This is a genomic window from Cytobacillus sp. T106, assembly GCF_040492155.1.
GTDB classification, from domain to species: domain Bacteria; phylum Bacillota; class Bacilli; order Bacillales; family Cytobacillaceae; genus Bacillus_AB; species Bacillus_AB infantis.
Genome location: NZ_JBEUMK010000005.1, coordinates 93,882 through 118,913, shown reverse-complemented (window position 1 = coordinate 118,913; position 25,032 = coordinate 93,882). Strand labels below are relative to the sequence as shown.

The 25,032-nt window shown below is 45.7% G+C and carries 23 protein-coding genes; 19 read left to right on the top strand and 4 right to left on the bottom strand.

The window, feature by feature from the left end; all coding sequences use genetic code 11:
- Position 1 precedes the first annotated feature (1 nt).
- Both ABU165_RS12110 and ABU165_RS12105 read right to left on the bottom strand, forming a co-directional pair.
- On the bottom strand, positions 2–544 hold the full coding sequence (locus ABU165_RS12110; RefSeq protein WP_101551024.1) for a GNAT family N-acetyltransferase: 543 nt from the start codon (positions 542–544) through the stop codon (positions 2–4).
- 101 nt (positions 545–645) lie between these two features.
- The gene (locus tag ABU165_RS12105; RefSeq protein WP_129613566.1) at positions 646–1,797 is read right to left on the bottom strand and encodes a histidine kinase N-terminal domain-containing protein; all 1,152 of its coding nucleotides are present in this window, start codon (positions 1,795–1,797) and stop codon (positions 646–648) included.
- A gap of 326 nt (positions 1,798–2,123) precedes the next feature.
- On the opposite strand from ABU165_RS12105, the gene ABU165_RS12100 reads away from it, so the two are divergent.
- A complete protein-coding gene (locus ABU165_RS12100; protein WP_035403123.1) occupies positions 2,124–2,591 on the top strand; it encodes a helix-turn-helix transcriptional regulator in 468 nt (155 codons plus the stop codon).
- Positions 2,592–2,674: 83 nt separating this feature from the next.
- On the opposite strand, the gene ABU165_RS12095 is transcribed toward ABU165_RS12100, so the two are convergent.
- Positions 2,675–3,190: a universal stress protein gene (locus tag ABU165_RS12095; RefSeq protein ID WP_022543549.1), complete on the bottom strand. Its 516-nt coding sequence runs from the start codon at positions 3,188–3,190 to the stop codon at positions 2,675–2,677.
- 266 nt (positions 3,191–3,456) lie between these two features.
- On the opposite strand from ABU165_RS12095, the gene ABU165_RS12090 reads away from it, so the two are divergent.
- The gene (locus ABU165_RS12090; RefSeq protein ID WP_318060193.1) at positions 3,457–5,553 is read left to right on the top strand and encodes a transglycosylase domain-containing protein; all 2,097 of its coding nucleotides are present in this window, start codon (positions 3,457–3,459) and stop codon (positions 5,551–5,553) included.
- A 135-nt stretch (positions 5,554–5,688) separates the two neighbouring features.
- Here the strand turns inward: ABU165_RS12090 and ABU165_RS12085 are convergent, their stop codons facing one another.
- The gene (locus tag ABU165_RS12085; RefSeq protein WP_009795126.1) at positions 5,689–6,000 is read right to left on the bottom strand and encodes an HPr family phosphocarrier protein; all 312 of its coding nucleotides are present in this window, start codon (positions 5,998–6,000) and stop codon (positions 5,689–5,691) included.
- A 245-nt stretch (positions 6,001–6,245) separates the two neighbouring features.
- Here ABU165_RS12085 and iadA point away from each other — a divergent pair, with 245 nt between their 5' ends.
- The 17 genes from iadA (at position 6,246) to ABU165_RS12000 (ending at position 24,841) form a co-directional block, all read left to right on the top strand.
- Positions 6,246–7,418, top strand: a complete 1,173-nt coding sequence (gene iadA / locus ABU165_RS12080; protein WP_224949907.1) for a beta-aspartyl-peptidase — start codon at positions 6,246–6,248, stop codon at positions 7,416–7,418.
- A gap of 199 nt (positions 7,419–7,617) precedes the next feature.
- Positions 7,618–9,558: a PTS mannitol transporter subunit IICBA gene (locus tag ABU165_RS12075; RefSeq protein WP_129613569.1), complete on the top strand. Its 1,941-nt coding sequence runs from the start codon at positions 7,618–7,620 to the stop codon at positions 9,556–9,558.
- A 95-nt stretch (positions 9,559–9,653) separates the two neighbouring features.
- A complete protein-coding gene (locus ABU165_RS12070; protein ID WP_318060195.1) occupies positions 9,654–11,732 on the top strand; it encodes a BglG family transcription antiterminator in 2,079 nt (692 codons plus the stop codon).
- A 5-nt stretch (positions 11,733–11,737) separates the two neighbouring features.
- Positions 11,738–12,880 carry a mannitol-1-phosphate 5-dehydrogenase gene (locus ABU165_RS12065; protein ID WP_318060196.1) on the top strand — a complete coding sequence of 381 codons (1,143 nt, stop codon included), beginning with the start codon at positions 11,738–11,740 and terminating at the stop codon, positions 12,878–12,880.
- A gap of 163 nt (positions 12,881–13,043) precedes the next feature.
- Entirely contained in the window at positions 13,044–14,321 is a 1,278-nt protein-coding gene (locus ABU165_RS12060; RefSeq protein ID WP_306009396.1) for an MFS transporter, read from the top strand.
- A gap of 586 nt (positions 14,322–14,907) precedes the next feature.
- Positions 14,908–15,234, top strand: a complete 327-nt coding sequence (locus ABU165_RS12055; protein ID WP_318060197.1) for a cupin domain-containing protein — start codon at positions 14,908–14,910, stop codon at positions 15,232–15,234.
- Between the two features lie 130 nt (positions 15,235–15,364).
- Positions 15,365–16,252, top strand: a complete 888-nt coding sequence (locus tag ABU165_RS12050; RefSeq protein WP_094768323.1) for a S16 family serine protease — start codon at positions 15,365–15,367, stop codon at positions 16,250–16,252.
- 38 nt (positions 16,253–16,290) lie between these two features.
- Complete coding sequence (locus ABU165_RS12045; protein WP_094768322.1) at positions 16,291–16,911, top strand: HAD family hydrolase; 621 nt, start codon at positions 16,291–16,293, stop codon at positions 16,909–16,911.
- A gap of 28 nt (positions 16,912–16,939) precedes the next feature.
- Positions 16,940–17,491, top strand: a complete 552-nt coding sequence (locus tag ABU165_RS12040) for a GNAT family N-acetyltransferase (RefSeq protein ID WP_240684278.1) — start codon at positions 16,940–16,942, stop codon at positions 17,489–17,491.
- Positions 17,492–17,652: 161 nt separating this feature from the next.
- The gene (locus ABU165_RS12035; RefSeq protein ID WP_318060198.1) at positions 17,653–18,846 is read left to right on the top strand and encodes an MFS transporter; all 1,194 of its coding nucleotides are present in this window, start codon (positions 17,653–17,655) and stop codon (positions 18,844–18,846) included.
- 214 nt (positions 18,847–19,060) lie between these two features.
- On the top strand, positions 19,061–19,615 hold the full coding sequence (gene sigY / locus ABU165_RS12030; RefSeq protein ID WP_165352676.1) for an RNA polymerase sigma factor SigY: 555 nt from the start codon (positions 19,061–19,063) through the stop codon (positions 19,613–19,615).
- Positions 19,578–19,934, top strand: a complete 357-nt coding sequence (locus tag ABU165_RS12025) for a YxlC family protein (RefSeq protein WP_009795138.1) — start codon at positions 19,578–19,580, stop codon at positions 19,932–19,934. The genes sigY and ABU165_RS12025 overlap by 38 nt, the downstream gene beginning before the upstream one ends.
- Positions 19,931–20,149 (top strand): hypothetical protein, encoded by a 219-nt coding sequence (locus ABU165_RS12020; protein WP_009795139.1) that lies wholly within the window; start codon positions 19,931–19,933, stop codon positions 20,147–20,149. The genes ABU165_RS12025 and ABU165_RS12020 overlap by 4 nt, the downstream gene beginning before the upstream one ends.
- A complete protein-coding gene (locus ABU165_RS12015; RefSeq protein ID WP_009795140.1) occupies positions 20,137–20,340 on the top strand; it encodes a hypothetical protein in 204 nt (67 codons plus the stop codon). Before ABU165_RS12020 ends, ABU165_RS12015 begins: the two co-directional genes overlap by 13 nt.
- The gene (locus ABU165_RS12010) at positions 20,321–20,635 is read left to right on the top strand and encodes a YbjQ family protein (protein ID WP_009795141.1); all 315 of its coding nucleotides are present in this window, start codon (positions 20,321–20,323) and stop codon (positions 20,633–20,635) included. Before ABU165_RS12015 ends, ABU165_RS12010 begins: the two co-directional genes overlap by 20 nt.
- 442 nt (positions 20,636–21,077) lie before the next feature.
- A complete protein-coding gene (locus ABU165_RS12005) occupies positions 21,078–22,835 on the top strand; it encodes an ABC transporter ATP-binding protein (protein ID WP_022543556.1) in 1,758 nt (585 codons plus the stop codon).
- The gene (locus tag ABU165_RS12000; protein WP_306009389.1) at positions 22,832–24,841 is read left to right on the top strand and encodes an ABC transporter ATP-binding protein; all 2,010 of its coding nucleotides are present in this window, start codon (positions 22,832–22,834) and stop codon (positions 24,839–24,841) included. Before ABU165_RS12005 ends, ABU165_RS12000 begins: the two co-directional genes overlap by 4 nt.
- Positions 24,842–25,032 lie beyond the last annotated feature (191 nt).

Here is a 25,032-nt window from a genome sequence, read left to right as displayed (position 1 = left end):
ATTAATATTTCCATTCTTCCGCTAGAAGCCCGTAAACCACCAGATCGTGGTAATGCCCATTAAGGAACTCTCCTTGCCTGATGATTCCCTCCTGTGTGAACCCCAGCCGCTCAGGGACAGCCCTGCTCTTATGGTTCCTGATCCCGCATCTGATCTCAATCCGGTTCAAACGCAGGTCATTAAAAGCATAATTGATCATTGCCTGGACTGTCCTTGTCATGATTCCTTTCCCCTGAAATCCTTCGGCCAGATAATAGCCTATGCTCATTTGCCTGCTTGCCCAGTCAATTTGGTGGATGCCGGCGGCTCCTGCCAGTATCCCCTTATACCTTATACCAGTGTTGAAGCCATTGTTTTCGGCAAATTGCTTCAGCCACAAAGGGATGATGCTGTGATATTGCATGGGAGAGGTCATGCTGTCTACCCAGGGAAGCCATTCCCTTAGATGGTTCCTGCTGCCGTCCACCAAACCATAAAGCTCGTCGGCATGATGCAGCTGAAACAGCTGAAGCCGGATTTCATTATCAACTTCTAGTGTAAACAAATCTTCGCCCCCCTTTTTTTCTAAAGTTTGAATTATCCGGTAGCATTGCCTGACAATCCAATCATACACAGGAAAGCGGAGCAGCGTAAATTTTCTTTCATTTATTCGCAGCCGGAATCTGCTGCTCTTTCGCCGGTATGCAGAGGCAGAGTCATGCTGAAAATGGTTTGATCATAGTCTGATTCACAGGAAAGGAAGCCTTTATGCTTTTCAATGATTTCCCGGCAGACAAAAAGTCCCAGCCCGGTTCCCAGTTTTTTGGTCGTAACAAAAGGTTCAAAAATGGAACTTAGCAGATGCTCAGGTATTTGCGGGCCATTATTTCTGATTTCGAGCCGTACATAAGAGTCTGAAGTCATGAATGAGATAATTTCAATGAGCGGATCTTCCCTATAGGGGTTCAAGACATCGATGGCATTAAAGATGATATTGATAAGCACCTGGCGGATTTCATCTTCATAGCCGCAAAGATGGGTGCTCTCATCGACTTCCTTTATAATACGGACTTTGGCATCCAATATGCTTGGATACAGGAAAATCAGTACCTCTTCAACCAAACTGTTCAGGTTGAAGGTAGTTTTTTCCTTTCCGATAAGCTCCTTCTTGGATAATAGCAGGAATTGCGAGATACGGAAATTGAGCTGTTCAAGCTCATTTGAAATGATATCTAAATAATTCATGGGAGGGTTTTCAGCTTTAAGCAATTGAACAAAACCCTGGATGGAAGTCAGCGGATTCCTGAATTCATGTATAAAGCTGGATGTCATTTGTCCCAGAAGAGTAAGGCGGTCTTTATGGGTTGAATTGATGAATTCCGTTTTTTCATCAATGATCTTATTCTTGGCATCTGTATAATGGCTGACAGCATAATAAAGAAATTTGTCAAAACATACATTGATCCTGTCAATCCATTTCTGCAGATCATCCCAGTGGACGTCAACCCGGTTGAGATTTTTATAGATGATGGAACGGCCCATATTTACATTGTAGACAAATTCGCCGATGTTGATATTGGCCTTTACACGCTGAGAGGCAATTTTGATGGCGAGCTGCTGAAGATAGACATCCAGATCCTGTTCTGACTTGGACAAACTGGTCAAGATCAGGCTGAACATGGCTTCACCGTTTTCTCTTATATAATCTTTGAAAGGATCTGTCTCTGTTAAGACAATCTCTTTATTCCATTGCTCCAGAAGAATATGCTTCTCTCTTTCAAGAAAGTCAAGCAGCTTTTGATTTGATAGTGATAACATTTTACCCTCCGCCTATCTTTTTGACTATTAACCTTGCTGTAATAACATTCGCCTATAATGGGATAAATCCTCCGGAATTTTCTTGGGAATTTACAGAAATTTATCGAAAGATCGGGGATTGGATGACAAAGTGTAAAATTATGATAGTTTATGTAAAATACTGGATGGCTGGTGTGTCCTATTAAAAAAGCCTCAGTTTAATCTGAATGGTGAAGGGCATAAAAAAGTACAGGCATTTATCAAATTCATAAATATAAAAGTTATACCTGCTTTTATAATGTGTTAGAATTGGTGTAATATTACACTTGAAAAGGGTGGCGCGAATATTGACACGAGAAGAGATTATCATGAAGGTTTCAGAAAAGCTCCGCCTTATTCGTACAGAGGCAGGCTATACCCAGGATAAGATGGCGGAAATTATCGGGATCTCCAAAAAAACACTTGTTCAGATTGAAAAGGGCAGAGCTTATGCGGGCTGGTCCACAGTAGTGGCTGTCTGTGCCCTGTTCCGTGAAACCGAAACCGTGCAATTTCTATTTGGAAACGAACCGCTTGAAGTGCTTGAAACCATTGCAAGGGAAGGTATTGATTATCGTAAAGAAAAAACCCTTGGAGGCAAAATATGGTGGAGAGAGGTCGAAAAAAGAGGCAGATTTATGCTTCAGCAGAATATCATCAGCCAGCATTTCCGGATTATAGATGAAGACCTGTACAGAGTCTACAGCAGTTTTGATGAAGAAGAATCAAAAGAGCGTTTTTTCGAGATTGCAAGAGGGGCAGATGCGGACAAGTAACCCTGACTGTGCCTGTGAATGGAGAGAGAAAGAAACGCTAAGATACTGGGTATCTTAGCGTTTTTTGTATGAGCCGGAAATGATTATTTCGCAATCAGCACAGGGCACGGAGCCTGTTTGGCGATGTTGCTGCTGACGCTTCCCAGGAACATCCGCTTCAGCCCGCCTTTGCCGGAGTTTCCGACAATGATCAGATCGGCTCCTTCTGCCGAAGCGTAATCACAGATGCTTTCTGCAGGGCTGCCGTCAAGAGAATCATATTTTGCCTGGATATTATGGGGTTCAAGCTCCTGTTTGGCTTTATAGAATGCGTCATCCACGCTGTTTGAGATAATGGCGTGTGTTGGCGGGTTGGGATCATCATGCCTGATCGACATAGGCGGAATCTGGATCCCTTCCAGCATATATCCGTTTGTTCTTACCGGCTCCACTCTCTTTTCATTATCAGTCATTACGTTTTCTACCTTTTCGTCATAGACATTTGCAACCAGTACATGTGCCTCCGGGTTTCCTTTTGCCATCTGAACGGCAAGCTGCAGTGCCTTATTGCTGCCTTCGGTATCATCATAGCCGACTACAATCCGATTGAATTGGTTCATTGTCATCATCCTTTCTTAATAGGAGAGTTGTGAATATTTTCTATTTACCCATATTTCCGATAAAAGAATCCTGCCTGTTTGAGCGGCATCAAAATTTTGTACCCCTATAAAAGGGGGAACACTTTCGGATTATATAAAAGTGCCCAAACTGCTAATAAGGATAATTATGGTTTATATCCCATCATTTTTGAGTAAAAGTCTTTAAGAAAATTGTTTACAGTATGATAAGAAGTCACCAAGACAGTTTCAATAAAGGTTGTGATTAAATGAGCAATACAAGAGAAGGCAGAAATAAACAAAATCGAATTTATAGAATAAAACGGATTTTACAAATCGTCCTTTTATTTTCTTCTACATCGATCCTCGGCTTCCTTAGTTTCTTTTACTTTCAAGGCAAGGACGCGGATATCAGCAATCTGGAGGACGGGATGTCACAGCCCACGGTCATTTACGATTACAGCGGGGAACAGGCAAGCAAAATTTCAGCAAGCAAAAATGAAGGCCTCCGTGCCGACCAGATCCCTGACAGCCTGAAAAATGCCGTGGTCGCAATAGAAGATAAAAGATTTTATGAACATAGCGGCATTGACTACAAAGGCATTATGAGAGCGCTGTTCACTAATATCAAAGCTGGCGGTGTGGTCGAAGGCGGGAGCACCATTACACAGCAGCTGACGAAGAATGCGCTGCTCACCCATGAAAAAACATACAAGCGGAAGATGGAAGAGTTTTTCCTGGCAAGGGAAATAGATAAGAAATATTCAAAGGAAGAAATCCTTCAGATGTACTTGAATCAGATTTATTTCGGGGAAGGGGCATGGGGGGTCAAAAATGCTGCCCTTAAATACTTTGGCAAAGATGCCGAAGATCTGACCATAAGCGAGTCGGCCATTCTGGCGGGAATCATCAAGGCCCCCTCTGCCCTGAATCCAATCGGCCATCCTGAAGAGGCGGTAGAACGGCGGGATACGGTCCTGCTTCAAATGAAGGAGCAGAACTATATTTCTGCCAGTGAATTTGAACAAGCCAAAGCAGAGCCGCTTGCTCTCAATGACAGGGGCGGCGATCCACTGAAAGGAAAGTTCCCTTATTATGTTGATCATGTTCTGGATGAAGCAATCGAATTATATGGACTGACACAGGATGAATTATTGACAGAGGGATACAGGATCTATACTGAACTTGATCCGGAAATGCAGGCAGCCGCAGAAGAAATCTACCAAAGAGATGATCTTTTCCCGCAAGGAAAAGAAGATCAGATCGTCCAGAGCGGAGCTGTGCTGGTGGATCCTGAATCAGGCGGTGTCCGTGCTTTGGTCGGCGGACGCGGCGAGCATGTCTTCAGGGGCTTCAACCGGGCCACCCAGCTGAAGCGCCAGCCCGGCTCAGCTATGAAGCCTTTGGCTGCTTATGCGCCGGCTCTGGAAGAGGGATGGAAGGCAACAGACCAGGTAAAAGATGAGAAAATGAGCTTCGGCGGCTATGAACCAGGCAATTATAATGGACAGTACCGCGGGCAGGTGCCAATGTACGAGGCCGTCAAAGATTCGCTTAATCTTCCGGCGGTATGGATACTTAATGAAATCGGCATTGAAGCGGGGATTGAAGCATCCAAGCGGTTTGGAATCCCTCTGGAGGAGAGCGACAGAGATCTTGGGATTGCTCTTGGGGGATTGTCATCAGGTGTGTCTCCGCTGGAGATGGCCGGTGCTTATGCGGCATTTGCCAATGACGGTGTAAGGGAAGAGGCCCATGCAATCATAAAGATCGAAGATGCCCAAGGAAATGTAATAGCCGAACGGGAAGAAAAGTCTGTGCAGGCAGTTTCTAAAGAAGCAGCAGAACAAATGACAACCATGCTTCTGGGGGTAGTGGAGCAGGGAACCGGGAAGGCAGCAGGCATTCCTGGAAGGGAGACGGCCGGGAAGACAGGCTCGACCCAGGTGCCGATAGAGGGGATAGATGGCGTAAAGGACCAATGGTTCACCGGCTATACACCTCAGCTTGCCGGTGCTGTATGGGTCGGTTATGACCATACAGATGAAAACCACTATTTAACAACGACAAGCAGTGAAGGCGCGGCCCCGATCTTCCGGGAGCTGATGGCGGCTGCTCTTGAAGGGCAGGATGCTGAATCCTTCAATGTTCCGCATATCTCTTATTATATTGAACAAAAAGAGAAAGAAGAAAGATGGAAGAGGGCCAGAGAATGGGAGGAGAATTTAAGGAAGGAAGCCGAGAAGTGGCAGGAAAAGCTGCGTGAAGAAAAAGGGAAATGGGAAGACCGCTTAAAGGGCAGGGATAAGGAAAAAGAGAAAGAGAAAGAGAAAGAGAAAGAGAAAGAGAAAAAGCATGAAGATTAAAATAAAAAAGAGCCGGTCGGCTCTTTTTTTTGCTGTCGTTAGAACAGCCAGCTTACAAGTGCGCCAATCACAACGATGGCGCCGATTATCATAAGAATCGTCCGGATCATTATAGGTTCACTGCCTTTCTGGGAATTAAACGGTTTCCGTCATTAATGGCTGGTCAGCCTTTTTGAATGCAGATACACGGTTTGCGCAAGTTTCCTTGATTTTAGCGAGATGCTTCCTTGCCTGCACCCCTTCGACAATCACTTTAATGGATGTATTCGCCTTTTGGGTCAGCAGGAAGGAAACCAGCTTTGGCATATTGGAAGCATCAACAGACTTCTGATTGCAATAGATGATTGTGTTGCCTTTATATTGCTTAGCGGCCTGATAGATTTCAAGCATATCTTTCATTGTAAAATGTCTATCCAGGTTAATGTTTGTAGAGATGATTTCTTTCATAATGGTTCAGTTCTCCTTTATAGTATATTTATAGTTTTTGTTTGTTTTTTTATCGTTTATTGTTACTTGAGATTTACCCCGGCTCCCGAAGTCTAAACATGTCAAAATGATGACAGGGCTTCTCTATTTTTCCAGTAGAAGCTGCTGGATAAGGCATAAGATTTGCCGGCTGGTGAAGTCAGGTTTAAGATAAATGCATAATCATTCTGAATAATGAGGCATTTATCATGGAGGGGGACAAGAGGTTGCTGACTCTCATCAGAAACGGGAATGTATATGCACCTGATCATATAGGAAAGAAAGATATACTGCTTACAGGGAATAAGATTGGCTATATAAAGGATCATATCGATCTGCCTGAAGGCTTTGCAGATATCAGGATAATAGAGGCAGAGGGAAAGCTGGTAGTACCCGGCTTCATTGATGCCCACGTCCATATCATAGGTGGTGGCGGCGAGGGCGGCTACCGGACAAGGACTCCTGAGCTGCAGCTGACCGATGCTACTATGGCAGGCATTACCACCATTGTGGGCGTAATCGGAACAGATGGTACCACCAGGACGATGCCCAGCCTGATTGCCAAAGCAAGGGCGCTGGAGGAAGAAGGAATCACCTGCTATGCCCAGACAGGATCCTATCAGGTGCCGGTAAAGACACTCACTGGGAAAATTGAAGATGATATCATCCTGATTGATAAAATAATCGGGGCAGGAGAAATTGCCATCAGCGATCACCGTTCTTCCCAGCCTACCGTAGAGGAGCTCGCCAAAATAGCATCTGCAGCCCGGATCGGGGGAATGCTTTCAGGCAAAGCCGGGATCGTCAACATCCATGTTGGCGACAGCTATGATCATTTGAAGCTGATTGAAGATGTGGTGGAACAGACTGATATTCCGCTCCGCCAATTTTACCCGACACATATCAACCGCAATCCCCACCTCTTTGAAGAGGGCATCCGATATGCCAAAAGGGGGGGCTATGTTGATTTTACAACCAGCTCCATTCCTAAGTTCCAGGAGGAAGGGGAGGTTAAATGCAGCAGGGGATTGAAAAGGATGCTTGCCGCAGGGGTCGGAATATCACAGATTACTTTTACCTCTGACGCCCAGGGCAGCCTGCCGGATTTTAACCAGGCAGGAGAACTGATCGGCATGAAGGTCGGAAAGATATCCTCTTTATATAGTGAAGTCCGTGACAGCATCCTTCTTGAAGATATCCCGCTTGACCAGGCAATCAGGGTCATAACCAAAAATCCGGCAGACATTTTGAAGCTGCCTCATAAAGGGGCGATTGAAGCAGGCAGGGATGCAGACCTGGTCATGCTGGATCCGGACGATTATCAGATTGATACCGTCATAGCCCTTGGCAGGACCATAGTAGAAGGCGGACAGGCTATTGTCAAAGGAACTTTTGAATAAACCTGTAAAGAGCAGACTGAAGATTTTCATTCAGTCTGCTTTTTCTGCTGCAAGCTGTAAGAATAACTGGCCTTTTTTGAGAAACAATAGGTTTGTCACAATGGTGTGCGACAAAGTTAGTTTTCTTCTTCGTTGAACCCTGCCTCCCTGTCATTTACCATAGATAAGTAAATACTATAAATAGAAGGGAAGAGTGCAAATGGCTCAGCCTAATATAAAAATAGCTGTACAAAAATTCGGTAACTTCCTGAGCTCCATGGTCATGCCGAATATCGGTGCGTTTATCGCCTGGGGCCTGATAACTGCACTATTCATACCATCCGGGTTCTGGCCAAATGAAAGCCTTGCCAAAATGGTTGACCCAATGATTACTTATCTTCTTCCGCTGCTGATTGGTTATACAGGCGGAAAATTGATCCATGACCAGCGCGGAGCTGTAGTCGGTGCCATAGCTACTATGGGTGTCATCGTCGGCTCTGATATTCCGATGTTCCTCGGAGCCATGATTGTCGGCCCGATCGCCGGTTATGCAATCAAGCTTTTTGACCGCGCCATTGAAGGTAAGGTCAAGGCAGGCTTTGAAATGCTTGTCAATAACTTCTCTGCCGGAATCATTGGCGGTGTACTCGCGATATTGGCATTTGCGGGTATCGGACCTGCAGTCGATGTATTCACAGGCTGGCTGGTCAGCGGGGTGGAATGGCTTGTAGAAACAAACCTGCTGCCATTAACAAGCATCCTGATTGAACCTGCAAAAATTCTATTCCTTAACAATGCAATCAACCACGGGGTCCTGACTCCGATTGGGACGGAACAGATCAAACAGACAGGCCAGTCCATCCTGCTGCTGCTGGAAGCAAACCCTGGACCTGGTATCGGTGTGCTTCTTGCGTACATCTTCTTCGGAAAAGGAAACGCAAAGCAATCTGCACCCGGAGCTGCACTTATCCATTTCTTTGGGGGAATCCATGAAATTTACTTCCCTTACATCCTGATGCGTCCGCTATTATTCATCGCGGTCATCCTTGGCGGAATGAGCGGTGTGTTCACACTTGTCCTGCTTGGCGGCGGTCTATTCGCACCGGCATCACCGGGAAGCATTCTCGCCATCACGGCAGTAACGCCTCACCATGCGAGTGCCTATATTGCCAACTTTGCTGCTGTCCTTGTAGCCGGTGCTGTTTCGTTCATTGCTTCTGCCTTTATTTTAAAAACAGGCAAGCAGTCAGATGAAAATATTGAAGCCGCAGCACAAAAGATGCAGGAAATGAAAGGGAAGAAAAGCTCAGTTGCTTCTGCATTCACAGCAACAGAAGGCAAGCTTCCTGAAAATGTGAGCAAAATTGTCTTTGCCTGTGATGCCGGAATGGGCTCAAGCGCCATGGGGGCTTCACTTCTCCGCAAAAAAGTGAGGGCTGCCGGCCTTAATGATGTGAATGTAACCAATACGGCAATCAGCAATATTCCTGCTGACGCACAGGTAGTCATTACACAGGAAGAACTGACGCCAAGGGCAAAAAATAAAATCCCTGAAGCCTATCATGTGTCAGTGGATAATTTCCTTTCAAGCCCTGAATACGATAATCTGATCAGCAAGCTGAAAGGAACTGCAGAAGAAGAACTGATTGACATCGCTGAAGATGCGGAAGCTGAAGCGATGGGGGAATCGCCTGCAGAAGAACGCAAGGAATCGCCTGCAGCGGAAGTACAGGAAAACAATGATCTGCTGCTGGAAAAATACGTATTCCTGAACCAGAAATTCAATCATAAAGATGAAGCCATCCGTTTTGCCGGAAGAGCGCTTGTCGATGGCGGATATGTCCGTGAAAATTATATTGAAGCCATGATTGAACGTGATGAAATGACTTCAACTTATATGGGCAATGATGTTGCCATCCCTCACGGCACTGAAGCAGCTAAGCAGGAAGTCATCAAATCCGGCTTTACGGTCATCCAGGTTCCGGAAGGGGTAGACTTTAACGGCGAGAAGGTCCGTTTGATCTTCGGCATTGCCGGAAAAGATGGCACCCATCTTGAAATCCTGTCATCCATTGCTGTCACTTGCTCAGAGATGGAAAACATCGAAAAAATGGTCCAGGCGAAAACAGCCAAAGAGTTAATGGGTATCCTTAACGGGTAAGGACCGGTAAGACATGCAGAAAGGCACAGCTTGTGCCTTTTTGCGCTTTTGTTTTTTGGCGGAAAAGAATCTGTCTGCAGATAGGGCTGATAAAGATGTTTATTACCTCAAGGGAGAAAAGCATCATAGAACTGATCATAAAGACGGCCGGCAAGCATACGGCCCTGACCCTTGCTTCTTACTTAAACGTGAGTGCCAGGACTGTCCACCGCGACCTTGCATCTGTTGTAAAGGTTCTTCGGCAATTCGGGCTTGAGCTTGGGCGGACGCCCGATGAAGGCCTCGTGATTTCCGGGCGGAATGAGGATGTTTTCCGGCTTGTTCAGACAATGGCGGAAACCATTCCGACAGACCAGACTCCACAGGAAAGGAAGCTGCTGATTCTGTTGGAGCTCCTTAAGGGGGAACCCTTTAAACTTCAGCCGGCAGCAAAGGAAGTCGGCATCAGTGTGACGACCTATACTGCATACCTCGATGAATTGGCTGGCTGGCTTGAAAGCTACCGGCTCTCTGTCAGAAGGAAAAGAGGGGTAGGGGTAGAGCTGTCCGGCAAAGAATCTGATATAAGGAAGGCGCTGGCCGACTATTATTTAATCTATTTTAATGAAGAGCTCATAGAAAGCCTGTTCCTCCTTGATGCAGGAAGCTGGAACAAGCCCAGGGTGCTCTACTATTTCCGGTCAAAGTTCCTTTACGCAGCCGACCGCCTTGCCGGCAGAAGAATCAATAAGGGGCAGTCAAGATTGGCTGACAGCGACTATATCGGCATCCTGGTCCATTTATGCATCTCGCTACAAAGAACAGAAGGCGGCTTTTGCATTGAGGACGACCTCATCGAACCTCCGGACATCAAGGAAGAGGCAAATCTGATTGCCAGCCTGGGCAATGAGCTCGCGGATGAATTTTCCGTCTGCCTTGCTGAACAGGATATCCGTTTTCTTGCTATCGTACTGAAAGGATCCAAATTGCAGGCACCTGATTCCGTCCACTATGACAGTGTGATGATCGGGCAGTCTGTCAAAAATATCATCCAGCATGTATCTGCCCAGCTGAATGCAGATTTAACAGGAGACTTCTCCCTATTTCAGGGCCTGCTCGCCCATATGGAAACATCAATATTCAGGATCAGGCAGAATATGGGGATGCATAATCCACTGACAGAAGACATCAAGAAGAAATATCCAGCCCTTTTTCTCGCCGTTAAAAACAGCCTTGAACAGGAGTTCCGTGATATATCTTTTCCCGATGATGAGGCAGCATTCATTGCCCTCCACTTCGGATCTGTCCTGCTGCTCAGGGAAGAACAGCTTTCAGTCCATGCACTCATCATCTGCCCGACAGGGATTGGAACCTCCAAAATGCTGGCCAGCAGGATCAAAAAAGAATTGCCGGAAATCCGGTCCGTCGAAATTTCCTCTATCAAGGAAATACAGCAAACAGATCTGAACAGCTACGATATCATTTTTTCAACGGTCAGATTGCCTTACACAGATTTGGAGTACATCCTCGTCAATCCGCTTCTGGAAGAGGAGGATATACTGGCAGCAAAGGGCTTTCTGCAAAAACACATAGGTGAGCTGGCAGCCAGCCGCACCTTTTCGCCCGAAAGCAGTTATCCCAAGCAAAAAGAACGGAGCATCGGTCTAGGGCAAATGCTGTCTGACCTTGGTGATGTTCAAAACAGTATCAAAGAAATCCTCCGCAATTTCAGGTTTTACTTTTTTCCTGAAGCAGCTGACCATGAGGAAGTGGTTTCCCAAATGGTACATAGTGCAAAAGAACAGGGAAGCCTTTCCGAAAGCAGTAAGGTCATCACCCGTTTAAGGGAACGGGAGAAATTGGGCGGACTGGGCATACCGAAAACAGGGCTGGCTCTTTTCCATTGCCGCCATGAAGCAGTAAAAGAGCTGATTTTCCAAGTGTCACGGCTCGGCCGCGCAGTCCAGCTGAAAGGGATGGATGGCAGGATGATGGAGGCGGATAATCTGCTCCTTATGCTTGCGCCTGAAAGCTTAAGCCCAAGACAGCAGGAAATCGTCAGCCTGATCAGCACCAGCCTGATTGAAAATGATGAAGCGATGCTGATATTTTCTTCAGGCAGTGAGGAAGCTATAAAGAAGAGACTGGAAGAAATTTTTCTCGACTATATCCAAAACCAATTGATAAAGGGATGATAACTATGAAAAAAGCAGTACATTTTGGTGCAGGGAATATCGGCCGCGGCTTTATTGGCGCGCTGTTCTCTAAATCAGGGTATCATGTAACTTTTGTTGATATTGCAGAAGAAATCATCAATCTATTGAATGAACAAGGCGAATATAAAGTCAATCTGGCTGCCGAGAACGGTTCATCAGAGAAGATCAGCTCTGTTTCAGGACTTAATAATATGACACAGGAAAGCCAGGTCATTGAAGCCATCGGTGAGGCTGAGTATCTTACAACAGCGATCGGTCCGAATATCCTGCCGCGCATTGCCCCGCTCATTGCCAAGGGCATTGCTGAAAGAGTTAAAAAAACTGATGACAAGCTGTATATCATTGCCTGTGAAAACCAGATTTCAGCTACCGACCTCTTGAAAGGCTATATTCTTGAAAACCTTGATGAGGAAACGGCAGGAAAGCTGGAAGGCCGGGTATTCTTCTTTAATTCAGCTGTAGACCGGATTGTTCCGATCCAGAATAACCAAGGGTCCCTTGATGTGCTGGTTGAGCCTTACTATGAGTGGGTTGTCGAAGCACCAACAGATATACCTGCTGTAGAAGGAATGAAAATCGTTCCTGATCTTGCTCCTTTTATTGAAAGAAAATTATTTACCGTCAATACGGGCCATGCTGTCATCGCCTATCTAGGGTACCTTGCAGGCAAGGAAACCATTGATGAAGCCCTGAAGGATGAAGCTGTCTACAAACAGGCTGAAGCGACGCTGAAGGAAACTGGCGCCTATCTTGTAAAGGAATATGGGCTTGATGCTGAAGAGCATGCACAGTATATCAAGAAAATTATCGGCCGTTTCCAGAACGGTTTCCTGAACGACGGTGTAACAAGGGTAGGACGTTCACCGATAAGGAAGCTCGGGCCGAATGACAGGCTTGTCCGTCCTGCAGAACAGGCAATGAAGGCAGGTTTGCCGTTCGAAAATCTTGCCAAGGCCATTGCTGCGGCACTGCATTTCGACTTCCAGGGAGATGAGGAAGCCGTTAAAATCCAGGAGATGCTGAAAGAGCACGGGCCATTATATGTGCTCAAGGAAGTCAGCGGCCTGGAGGGAGACAATCTTATTGCAAAAGAAGCTGCCCGCCAGTATGAGCAGATGAAAAAATAATAGTGCTAGAACACTCATGCGCCGTTCCTTGAAGGAACGGCGTTTTTATTTGGCTTAGGGCTCCTCCGCCTCGAGGAGGAGCAAGAAACCATCAGAAGGCGCTTATCCCTTTCCTGAAAACGCATTATGATTAAAGCAATTAACCGGAATCGAGGGAGCTTAAATGAAAAAATTCAAAGAAATCTTCCAGAATAAGAATTATGCCAGATTATTTTTTGCCAACTTTACCTCACAAATGGGAAGCACAATAGGCTTGACTGCTTTCATGTTCTACTTGCTGGATCGTTTTTCAGACCAGCCGGTATATGCCTCGATTACAGAGCTAATGTACAGCCTCCCGACGCTCGCGGTATTTTTCCTTGTCGGGGTTTTTGCAGACAGGATGGACCGGCAGAAGATTGCCTATTATTGTGACTGGATCACTGCTGCACTGTCAGTGGCATTGATCGGGACAATCCTGATAGGCTGGATGCCTTTGATTTTCTTTGTACTGTTCCTCAGGAGCGCTGTGCAGAAGTTCTTTTTCCCTGCCGAGCATGCGATGGTCCAGGGGATATTGAAAGAAGATGACTATACGGCTGCAGCCGGCTTGAACCAGCTGATTATGAGTCTTTTCATGCTGTTCGGGAACGGCCTTGGCATTTTGGCCTACTGGACAGTGGGCGTTTACGGCGCCATCCTGGTAGATGCTGTCACATTCGGGCTCAGTGCCCTTTTGATCAGATCATGCCGCATTGCAGAAGAGGTCCGCCTTCCTAATGGAAAGCACACATTGAAGGACCTCAACCTTAAGCTTGTATTCAGGGATTTCAAAGTGGGGATGCAGTATATTTTGAACAATAAGCTGCTGTCGGCCCTGCTAGCCGGTTTCATCGTTTTCGGTGTTGTGAACGGCGGCTTCAGCGTTATGCCGGTTTTTATGCTGAAATACAGGCTTGCGCCAGAAACATATGAGGAATTATCGGTTGTCATCGGGATGGTTTTCGGAGCAGGCATTCTGCTCGGCAGCTTCATCGCCACCTTGCTTTCCCAGAAAATAAAGCTTTATCAGATGATCATTGCCGGAATCACCATCACAGGGGCCTTTGTGATTGCCGCTTCCTTTGCAGAATCTATTATCCTGTTTATGGTATTGATTTTCCTGACATCCCTCGGCCTGCCTCTTGTAAATATCGCAATCGGCGGATGGATGCCCAGCATCATCGACCCAAAAATGATGGGAAGGGTCCAGGGATGGATCAGCCCGCTGATGATGCTTTCACAGTCAGTCACCCTCGGTTTCATCGCCTACAGCTTCCCGGCGATCCTGAAAGTAGAAATGCTTTATTGGCTTGTAGGAGGATGCCTGATACTGGTCGGCCTGTTTTACACAGCTGTCCTGCCTAAATACAGCCGGACCGAAGAAGAATTGGAAAAGGCGGCAGCTGAAACGGCTATATAATTAATTAGGCTCTTTTCGTAAAGATTGCTGCTTTTAATTATAACAAGAATAATTTCCATTTTATGGTGTTGGATAAAGAGGAGCTTAATCCTTATTCGGGTGACCAGCAAGCCTTAAAATAAGCGGAGATTCTGCGGTTAGGCTCCTGAAAATAGCAGGGGTGGGTACAAATAAGCGGAGAATTTCCGGTTAAGAGTAGCGAAGTTGCCCATTTTCCTGTTTTTTGAGTTGATAGACGGAATTTCTCCGTCTATTTGAGCTGATTTTAGTGTTTTTTCGAAATTAGGGGGAATTCCTGCGCTTATTTTTCAGCCTGTCACTGCTTCCGTCATTCAGATCCGGGAAGTTCCGCTTTTTATGGCTGGGCGGGAAATTGCTCTTAAATAACGATAGCAAAGTAGCAACAGTCAACGGGAAAAGAGCCTTTAATTAAGAAGCGGACAATGTCCGCTTCTTTTATGATTCTGCCGCCAATTAACAAGGAGTTTTGAAGGATTATCAGCTCTTCATCTAGAAGCATAAGAAATGGGATTCTTTTGCATATGATCGATGCTGCAAAACGCAATTAAAAATAAGGGAGAGTACAATGAAATATTCACCAATCAATTTTCAAGAGAAGTTTTCAAAATTTGCGGATCATTGGTCCCCTAAAGTCATTGCTGAAATGAATGATTATCAATTTAAGCTTGTTAAAGTCCAAGGGGACTTTGTATGGCATAAGCATAATGACACGGACGAAGTTTTTATCGTTCTGGAAGGCAGGCTGACCATTGAGTTCCGTGATGGAAAAGTGGAGCTGGGAGAAGGGGAGCTGTTTGTCATCCCTAAAAATACTGAACATAAGCCTTTTGCCGGGAACGAATGCAAAATCATGCTTGTAGAGCCGAAGGGCGTTATAAATACCGGGCAGTAAAGAACAGAGCAGACAGCGGAGAATGATGTTTGGATATAAGTTAACAAAAACCCGCCGCCTGCTAATATAGAAGTTTCCCGGCTATGAAGATAGATAATAAAAACCAGACCAATGGGGGCTTGGATGGATAATGTATAAAACTGGTGTCATTGCCGGTATCATGACATTCCTTTTCTATATAGTATTTTTGCTTCTATACCTTTTAGAAATCATCAATGAATATGCCTTTGTCTTTATGCTGTTTCTCCTGCTGGTGATTCTGCTGAATTTATGGTTTGTTTTCCGCCAAAAACGTAAAAACAGAATACAAATCACAGTTTCAGCCTTTCTCCTCTTCCTCCTGTTCTGCTATGAACTGCCGCTGCTGCTGGTAGCGCTGAGCTCTCCCCCTTCGCATGTCGCTTATGCCTACCAGGAACCGAATGAGGCCTTAAAGGGATCGGGTATTTTTTCGGTAGGCGTAGCTGAATTTACGCTGAAAAACCAGAACAGTGAACAAGATGCCAAAAAGATTTTGGCAGCGCAGGGAGTTGACGTACTGTCCGTTGCTGAAGTGGATCATAAAGTTAGATATGACAGCAAAAACCGGCAGCTGTTAAAATGGCTTCATCTGCAGAAAGAACCTTTGCTGCAAATGGAAGAGAACGCAGCAGAATACCTGGGAAAAGAAGATGATTGGCTCAGGAGATTTATACAGCAGCCAGACATTGCCGGCAATAGTGCCGGACTCAGCCTGGCGCTTTCAGGGCTCGTTAAAGAAGGACTCCTTGAAAACAGGCTGCCTGTTGCAGTTACAGGGGCGATTAATGAGCATGGAGAAGTATCTTATGTAGGATTGATAAAGGAAAAAATCCGGATTGCTGAAAGATCTGGATTCTTATACCTGATCATTCCGAGTGAAAATGCGGAAGAAGCTGCAGCTATACAAAAAGAAAGCAGCAGAAAAATAGAAATTATTGATGTTTCACATGTGGATGAAGCTGTTGAAGCTATTGGGAGATTGAATGATGGAGGATAGCATCAGGAATTTTCATAAAGAAAGAGAGGACGAGATACATGGACAGCATTATTTTTGATTTAGATGGGACCATCTGGGATTCAATTGATACAGTTCTGGTTGCCTGGAACAGTGTCATTAAAGAAGATGACCGCAAGGAAGGTAAATTGACACGGAAAGATTTTGAAGGAACAATGGGTCTGCAGATGGATGAAATAAGCCGCAGGCTTTTTCCTGATCTAACAGAAGAACAGCGGCAGCAGCTGGTGGAGGAATGCAGGAAGGCTGAAGCACACTTCCTGGGAATCCATGGTGGAGAACTTTATGAAAATGCTGAAAAAGTCCTGGAGGAACTTTCGCAAAAATATAAGCTCTTCATTGTCAGCAACTGCCAGGAAGGCTACATAGAGGTTTTCTATAAATATCATAAGCTTGAAAAATATTTTCTTGATTTCGAAAATCCCGGCCGGACCGGCCTTTCAAAGGGTGAGAATATCAAATTGATCATAGAAAGAAATCATCTTTCCAGCCCGGTATATGTAGGTGACACAGAAGGCGACAGAAAAGCCGCCAGATTCGCAGGAATCCCTTTCGTTTATGCTCAATACGGCTTCGGGGAAGTGAGTGAATATGATAAGGAGATTAAAAAATTTGAAGATCTCTTAAAGGTTTTCGGCTGAAATGATCACCTATTTGGGAACACCGCTAATGGAGACCGAAAGACTGAATCTCAGGAGGCTGAAACGTTCGGACAGCCAAGCCATCTTCGACCGATGGCTTTCAGATGAGCGCGTAGCAGAAAACAGGGTGAGTGCGGCACACAGGACGGTTTCTGAAACCAATGCGAGAGTGGCGGATATAGCAGCCAGATATGAAAGGAAAGACTTTTGCTGGTGGGGAATCGAATTGAAAGCCACGGGGGAATTAGTCGGAGAAATTGACTTGTATGATTGGGATCTGACCACCGGAAACAGCAGCGTCAGCTATTCCCTGGGCTATGCCTGGTGGAATAAAGGATATGCTACAGAAGCATTAAAGGCGGTCATGGAGTTTGGGTTCTCTGAAATGAATCTTCATAAAATTTCTGCCGCTCATAATACGGATAATCCTGCTTCCGGGAAAGTGATGAAGAAAGCGGGAATGAAGCAAGAAGGAATTGTCAGGCATATGATACGTAATGCCAAAGGACAGTATAAGGATTGCGTTCTTTACGGCATCCTGCAGGAAGATTTTCTAAAAATGAATTTTCAGAAGGATTGATTGCTTTTCAAGCCTCTCCCTCAGATTGATTGCTGAGACAGAACCTGTTTTTTGCCGAAAAAATTTTTATAACCTAAGTTATAAACGATCATAAGGAGGCATCGTCCATTGTAAATTTTCCTTTTTATCATTAAATTCTAAGATAAAGAGGGGCAGGTTATATGAAAAGCAAATCTTTCCGGTCTCTTTGGATTGGGCAGTCACTCGCCAATTTAGGAGATGTGTTTTATATAGTGGGTTTGATATCCATTTTATATTCTGTTACCGGGTCTCCGGTGTACCTGGCACTGCTGCCGTTTTTGAATATGGCAGGCCGGGCTGTTAGCGGAGCAATTTCGCCATTAATGCTCAATAAATACAAACTTAAATCCATGCTTGTCAGCTCCCAGGTGAGCAAGACGCTGGCGCTTTTTATTCTTTCTGGCAGGCTTTGGCTGCAAAGCTCTCCGGAGATAATGTTCGTATTAGTATTGATATTTGTTATTGCTTTTTTCGACGGCTGGGCACTCCCGGCTTCAGACGCCATGCTGCCAAGGCTGGTGGAGAAAGAAGAACTGATGAAAGCCAACAGCTTTTTAGCTTTATTAAATGAATCTATCCAATTAGGCGGCTGGGCACTTGGCGGCATTTTGACTGCAGCGGCAGGAGGGCAGAATGTCATCTGGCTTACGCTGGCTTTCTATGCCGTGTCTTCCCTGATGATGCAGTTAATCAATGATAAGACTCCATTCCAGTCCAATACTGAAAAGCAAAGTACGGTGAACGTTCTGCTGGAAGGCTGGATCTCTATTTGGACGCAGCCTGTTTTGCGCAGCTTTCATGTGGTGATTCTAATAGAAGCCATTGCTAACGTAGTCTGGATAGCTGCCATTCTTTATGTATTTGTTGCGGAAGTTTTAAAGGCAGGGGAAGCCTGGTGGGGTTATATCAACACTTCTTTTTTCATGGGCTTAATATTGGGCGGGGTCATATGCAAGAAGTTCTCTTCTATTTTTGAAAAAAATATGAAACTCACCTTGATATCCGCCTCTTTCGGAGTGGCCATAGTGACATTGCTGTTTGGCGCCAATTCACTGGCCTGGGCTGCATTACTATTAGTATTTCTCAGCGGGCTTATCCATCAGATCAAAGGCATCATTCTGTACACCTATATACAAAAAGAGGTCGCGGCAGAAGAGCTGCCAAAGGTGTTCAGTGCCCAGCATACGCTGGTCTCCATGGCGTTTGCCCTTTCAACAGTATTGTTTGGGGCGATGGCGGAGAACAACAGTGCGGAGATTACTTTCGTAATTGCGGGAATACTGCTGCTGTTTAACGGAATCTACCTGCTGGCGGTCAGAAAGAGATTCTCCTGAGATTATTTAAAAGATGAATAACTGAAGGCTGCATTTTTGCAAATGCAGCCTTCAGTTTGTGCAGCCGGCACTATCCAATATTTTTTTCGGAAAAAAATGAACGATTTTCGTGGCCCCGCCGTCATATGAATGAAAAGAAAATGAACAGCAGCGGAATAGAGCAGGATAAGAGGTAACCTATCATATAAGGGCATTGGAAGGAAAGATGTCAAAAATGGAAGACAAAGAGCTCGTCAAGGCAGCCAAAAAAGGTGACAAAAGGGCACTGGCCATGCTTTTTAAGCAAAATTACCCTTTTCTGGTCAAGTATTTGGTCAAGGCAGCCATGGATAAGGATCTGGCAGAGGAGCTTGCCCAGGAAACCATGGCAAAATCCCTCGAAAAAATCCATTTGTATAATGGCCAATCGAAGTTCTCTTCCTGGCTCATTTCCATTGCGACCAATTTATATATAGACCATCTGCGCAGGAAGAAAAGGGAGAAACACTGGCAAGGGCAGGAGCAGTCATGGAGGAAGCTGAAATGGCAGATGGAGAGCCGGAATGAAGAGTGGAATGATGCTCTTGCCGCTCTTGGCAAATTGAAAGATGATATACGCGTAGCAATCGTTTTAAAGCATTATTACGGCTATTCCTACGACGAAATAGGAAACATGATGAATATATCCCCCGGAACAGCCAAATCAAGGATCCATAATGGACTTGCAGCTGTCAGAAAGGAGCTGGGCCTGCATGAAAAAGGAACAGAAAATCATACCGCTGGAAAGTAAATACGAAAATAAACAGGATAGATTGGCAGCTGATGAAATCGAAAAAGGGCTTGAGATCCTTGACCAGTCATTTTCTATTCATACTCCGGAGCTTGAATGGTTCGAGGAGATGGTTGCAGAAAAGCAGGAGCAGCTGCGGAAAAGCTGGATAAGGGATATTGGCCTGTTCTTTGTGATGGCAGCGGTGATATTAACGGTCCTGCTTACTACCCTGCACCAGCTTCCAGCTGTCTTCATAGCCATCCAGGCAGCAGCCGGGATATTCATTACAGGGGCAGGCACCTACTATTTTGTCAGGCAAAGGGTGAATGAAGCATGAATGAGGAAATTTCCCTGCCGCTCCTGCTGCTTGTTGCCGTTATACTAATCAGCCAAAGTGTTTTTCTCTTTCTTCATGCGAGAAAAAGGGGGCATCATTATTGGCTGTGGGGTCTGATCGGCCTTATCCAGGCGCCGATGCCCCTCTTGGTTTATTTTATTTTTGTCGAGAAGAGCTGGAGGAAAAACAAGGGAGATAAAGAATGGAGAAATTAAAGCAGCTTCTCTTATTTACGGCTCTCGGCGGGCAGCTCCTTGGGCTCGCGATGATTTTCATCAATTTAAAGGCGGCTGTCATATTTTATGCCTCCTATGCCATATTAATCATTGCTTTGCTTATCATGGTGGGCTGGGAAAGGAATAAAGAAAAAAAGGAGGAAAATGAGCATGATTATCGTCACTACTGAATTTGTTCCAGGTATGGAAGTGAAAGAATTGAAAGGATTCGTCAGGGGAAGCACAGTCCAGTCCAAGCATATCGGAAAGGATATTCTGGCAGGGTTCAAAACCATTGTCGGAGGAGAAATCAAAGAGTATACAGAAATGATGGATGAAGCAAGGCAGCTGGCAATCGGGAGGATGGTGGAAGATGCCAGGAAAAAAGGGGCGAATGCTGTGATCTGCATGCGCCTGGAGTCTTCTGCTGTTATGCAGAATGCTTCAGAAATCATTGCCTATGGAACAGCTGTTGTGGCAGAGTAATAAAGTTCAGAAAAATAACAAAAATGCCAATTGACTTTTAATAAGACAGATGATAATCTTACAAAGTGGAAAAATTTGAAAAGGGGGCGCATGATCATGATTGTACGAAATGATGCTATTTTAATAACTGAATATATGCCGGCCTGTCCTTTCCCTGACTTTTCCCAGTAATCATTCATTTTATTATTGATTCAGCACAGGCAGCTTTTTGCGCAGCCTGTGCTTTTGTCTTTTTTCGGGACATATCGCCATGACGCGGTATGTCTTTTTTTGTTTTTGTCTTTATATGATGGGAATACCAGGCATCAGCCTGTTTTCTATATAACTTTTAAAAAGGAGGAAGTTGGTTATGCTGTTTTATCAACAAGAAAGGATTGCTATTTCGCCTGGAGATCTCGAGGGAGGCTAGCAGAGCGGCTGTTAATAGAAAGGGGAGGAATGAATGTTTTCGATTTTGAAGAAATTGAGCTGGTTTTTTAAGGAACAATGGAAAAGATATACGGTTGCCATTATCCTGCTTGCGATTGTGGGGGTTCTGGATGTGATGCCACCAAGGCTCGTCGGGCAGGCAATCGATGACATCCATCTGGGATCGCTCGACAGCGGCAAGATCCTTCAGTATTTGCTGCTGCTCGGGGTGATTACAGTAGTGTCTTATGGGATCACGTATGTGTGGATGTATCAGCTTTTCGGAGGGGCTTTTCTTGTTGAGAGAAAGCTGAGGAGCAGATTTATGAACCATCTGCTGAAGATGACCCCGTCATTTTTTGAGAAGAACAGGACCGGGGACCTGATGGCGCGGGCGACAAATGATTTAAAGGCTATATCTGTAACGGCCGGATTCGGGATTCTCACGCTTGTTGACAGCAGCATCTTCATGCTGACGATCCTCTTGACTATGGGATTCCTGGTCAGCTGGAAGCTGACAATCGCAGCAGTCCTGCCGCTGCCGCTTATGGCTTTATTAATGAAAATATACGGAAAAAGAATCCATGTCCGTTTCATGGAGGCCCAGGATGCTTTCGGGAACCTGAATGACAAAGTCCTTGAATCAGTATCCGGTGTCCGGGTCATCCGCGCATATGTGCAGGAGCGTGCAGATGAAGACCGGTTCCACGATATGACAGAGGATGTCTATGAAAAAAATATCAAGGTCGCCAGGATTGATTCCCTTTTTGATCCAACGATTAAAATCATCGTCGGCCTCAGTTATCTGATCGGGCTTGGCTATGGAGCCAACCTGGTCTTCAATCAGGCGATCACACTAGGAGATCTTGTCGCTTTCAATGTGTATCTTGGAATGCTGATCTGGCCAATGTTTGCAATCGGCGAGCTGATCAATATCATGCAAAGGGGCAATGCCTCCCTTGACCGGGTCCAGGAAACGCTCTCCTACGAGGAGGATGTAAAGGATCCCGGCAAGCCTGCTGATGCCGAGAGACCGGAGAATATTGTTTTCGATGATGTTACTTTCAGGTATCCGTCGAGCAGCACTGATAATCTGAAGAGCATCAAGGTTAGGCTGGATAGGGGCCAGACTTTAGGGATAGTCGGCAAAACGGGCAGCGGAAAGACGACCTTCATCAAGCAGCTGCTCAGGGAATATCCCGCCGGAACAGGAACCCTGGCCGTTGCTGGAATCCCGATCAGGGAACAGTCACTGCAAAATACAAGGAGCTGGATTGGCTATGTGCCTCAGGATCATGTTCTTTTTTCCCGTTCGGTTAGGGAGAATATCCTGTTCGGAAACGAAAAGGCAGATGAAAGTGATCTGCAGAAGGCCATTGACCTGTCAGCCTTCCGCAAGGATCTTGAAATGCTTCCTGAAGGTCTGGAGACCCTTGTTGGTGAAAAGGGGGTTGCCCTATCAGGAGGACAGAAGCAGAGGATCTCGATTGCCAGGGCGCTGATCAAGGATCCTGAAATACTGATACTGGATGACTCACTTTCGGCTGTTGACGCGAAAACAGAGAAAAAGATTATCGGCAATATCCGCTCAGAAAGGGAAGGAAAAACCACCATCATTACCACACACCGCATGACGGCGGTCCAGCATGCGGACCATATTATAGTCCTGGACAATGGCGTGATAGCCGAGGAAGGGACACATCGAGAGCTGATGAAAGGGTCAGGCTGGTATAAAGAGCAGTATATCAGACAGCAGGCCCAGGCAGCTGCAGAAGAGGAGGTGCTGTCATGAAAACAGGAAAACGCCTTTTTTCATATGCGCTTATTTATAAAAAGATCATTCTGGCCGCGCTTGCCATGCTTACTGTCGCCGTTGCCGCAGACCTTGCGGGTCCGTTCATTGCCAAGAGGCTGATTGACCAGCATATACTCGGGATTGAATCCGTCTGGTATCAGACAGGAGAAAACGATGATTCTGTTTCATATAAAGGCCATTATTATACAAGAGAGCAGTATATGGATGAAGGCTCTCCCATGATCGGTCAGGCCCGCATCCTCCAGGCTGGAAAAGATTTTATCTTTGTGGAGGGCGACATACAATTTGATGGAGAACGAAGCTTTCAGGATGGTCTGCTGACCATCTCAAAAGGAGAAGAAAAAGAGGTGTATGAAGGTTCGAGGCTCCAGGGGGAAGAGCTGATGGGTTTTTATAAACCTGAAATCCCGCGCATCATAAGGCTTCTCTCCTTTTACTTCGGATTGATTGTCATTGCGGCCATTTTCCAGTATGGACAAAGATACTATCTGCAAAAGTCTGCTAACCGGATCATCCAGAAAATGCGGAAGGATGTTTTCGGGCAGATCCAGAAACTGCCTGTCCAGTATTTTGACAATCTCCCGGCAGGAAAGGTAGTTGCCAGGATTACGAATGATACGGAAGCGATCCGCGAGCTTTACGTGACCGTGCTTTCAACCTTCTTTACAAGCTTCATCTATATTGCCGGCATCTACACCGCGCTCTTTATATTAAATGCCAAGCTGGCAGCAATCTGCCTGATTCTTCTGCCGATCCTGTACATTTGGATGATTGTCTATAGAAAGTACGCATCCAAATATAATAAGGTCATCAGGACCAGAGTGAGCGATATCAATGGAATGGTTAACGAGTCAATACAGGGGATGAACATCATCCAGGCCTTCGGGCGCGAGGGAGACACAAGGAAAGATTTCGAAAAGCTGAACACAGAGCATTTTACCTATCAGAACAAACTGCTCAACTTAAACTCATTAACCTCCCATAATCTAGTCGGTGTACTCCGGAATATCGTCTTCGTTGCGTTTATCTGGTATTTCGGGGGTGAGTCCCTAAATGCATCTGCAGTCATTTCACTTGGAATGCTCTATGCCTTTGTTGACTATATCAACCGTCTGTTCCAGCCTGTGCAGGGAATTGTCAACCAGCTTGCCAATCTGGAGCAGGCACTGGTGGCAGGTGAGCGGGTATTTGAACTCCTCGATGAGGAAGGAATCGAAGTGGATGACAGCAAGGTTCCGCGCTATAAAGGAAATGTAGAATTTAATGGGGTCCATTTTGGCTATAAGGAAAACGAATATGTCCTCAAGGACATTACCTTCAAAGCTTCCCACGGTGAAACCGTTGCTCTTGTCGGGCATACCGGCTCAGGCAAAAGCTCCATCATGAATCTGCTGTTCCGTTTCTACGATTGCCAGAAAGGGAGCATCACTATTGATGGAAAGGACATCACCGGCATGTCGCGGCAGAATCTCAGGAAGCATATGGGGATTGTCCTCCAGGATCCTTTCCTGTTCACCGGGACGATAGCAGAGAATGTGAGCCTCAATGACCCGGCTGTCACAAGGGAGAATGTCGAAAAAGCCTTAAGGGATGTAGGTGCTGACAAAGTACTGGAAAATCTCGAAAAAGGATTTGATGAACCGGTCATTGAAAAAGGAAGCACTCTCTCAAGCGGGCAGAGGCAGCTCATTTCATTCGCAAGGGCGCTGGCTTTTGATCCGGCCATCCTGATTCTTGACGAAGCAACATCAAGCATCGATACCGAAACAGAGACAGTGATCCAGAATGCGATGGAGGTGCTGAAAGAGGGCAGGACGACCTTTATTATTGCCCACCGCCTTTCCACCATCCGCAATGCTGACCAAATTCTTGTCCTCGACCGGGGACGAATCGCCGAAAAAGGCAACCATGAGGAGCTTATGAAGCTGAAGGGGAAATATTATCAGATGTACCAGCTTCAGCAGGGATCCATGGCCGGCTGACAGAAAAGCACCCTTAATTGGGTGCTTTTCTGGTTGGCCAGGCCTGGGCAGAGGTACCCTGAAGCCATTCCAGCCCGCGTTCACCGATTATTCACCTTTATGCCACAAAATCGTGCAGGCAGCTTTTAAGCAGCATGGCAGAAATATGATAATTTTTAAGTAGGGGATATATCTGGCCATCCGGCAGGAAT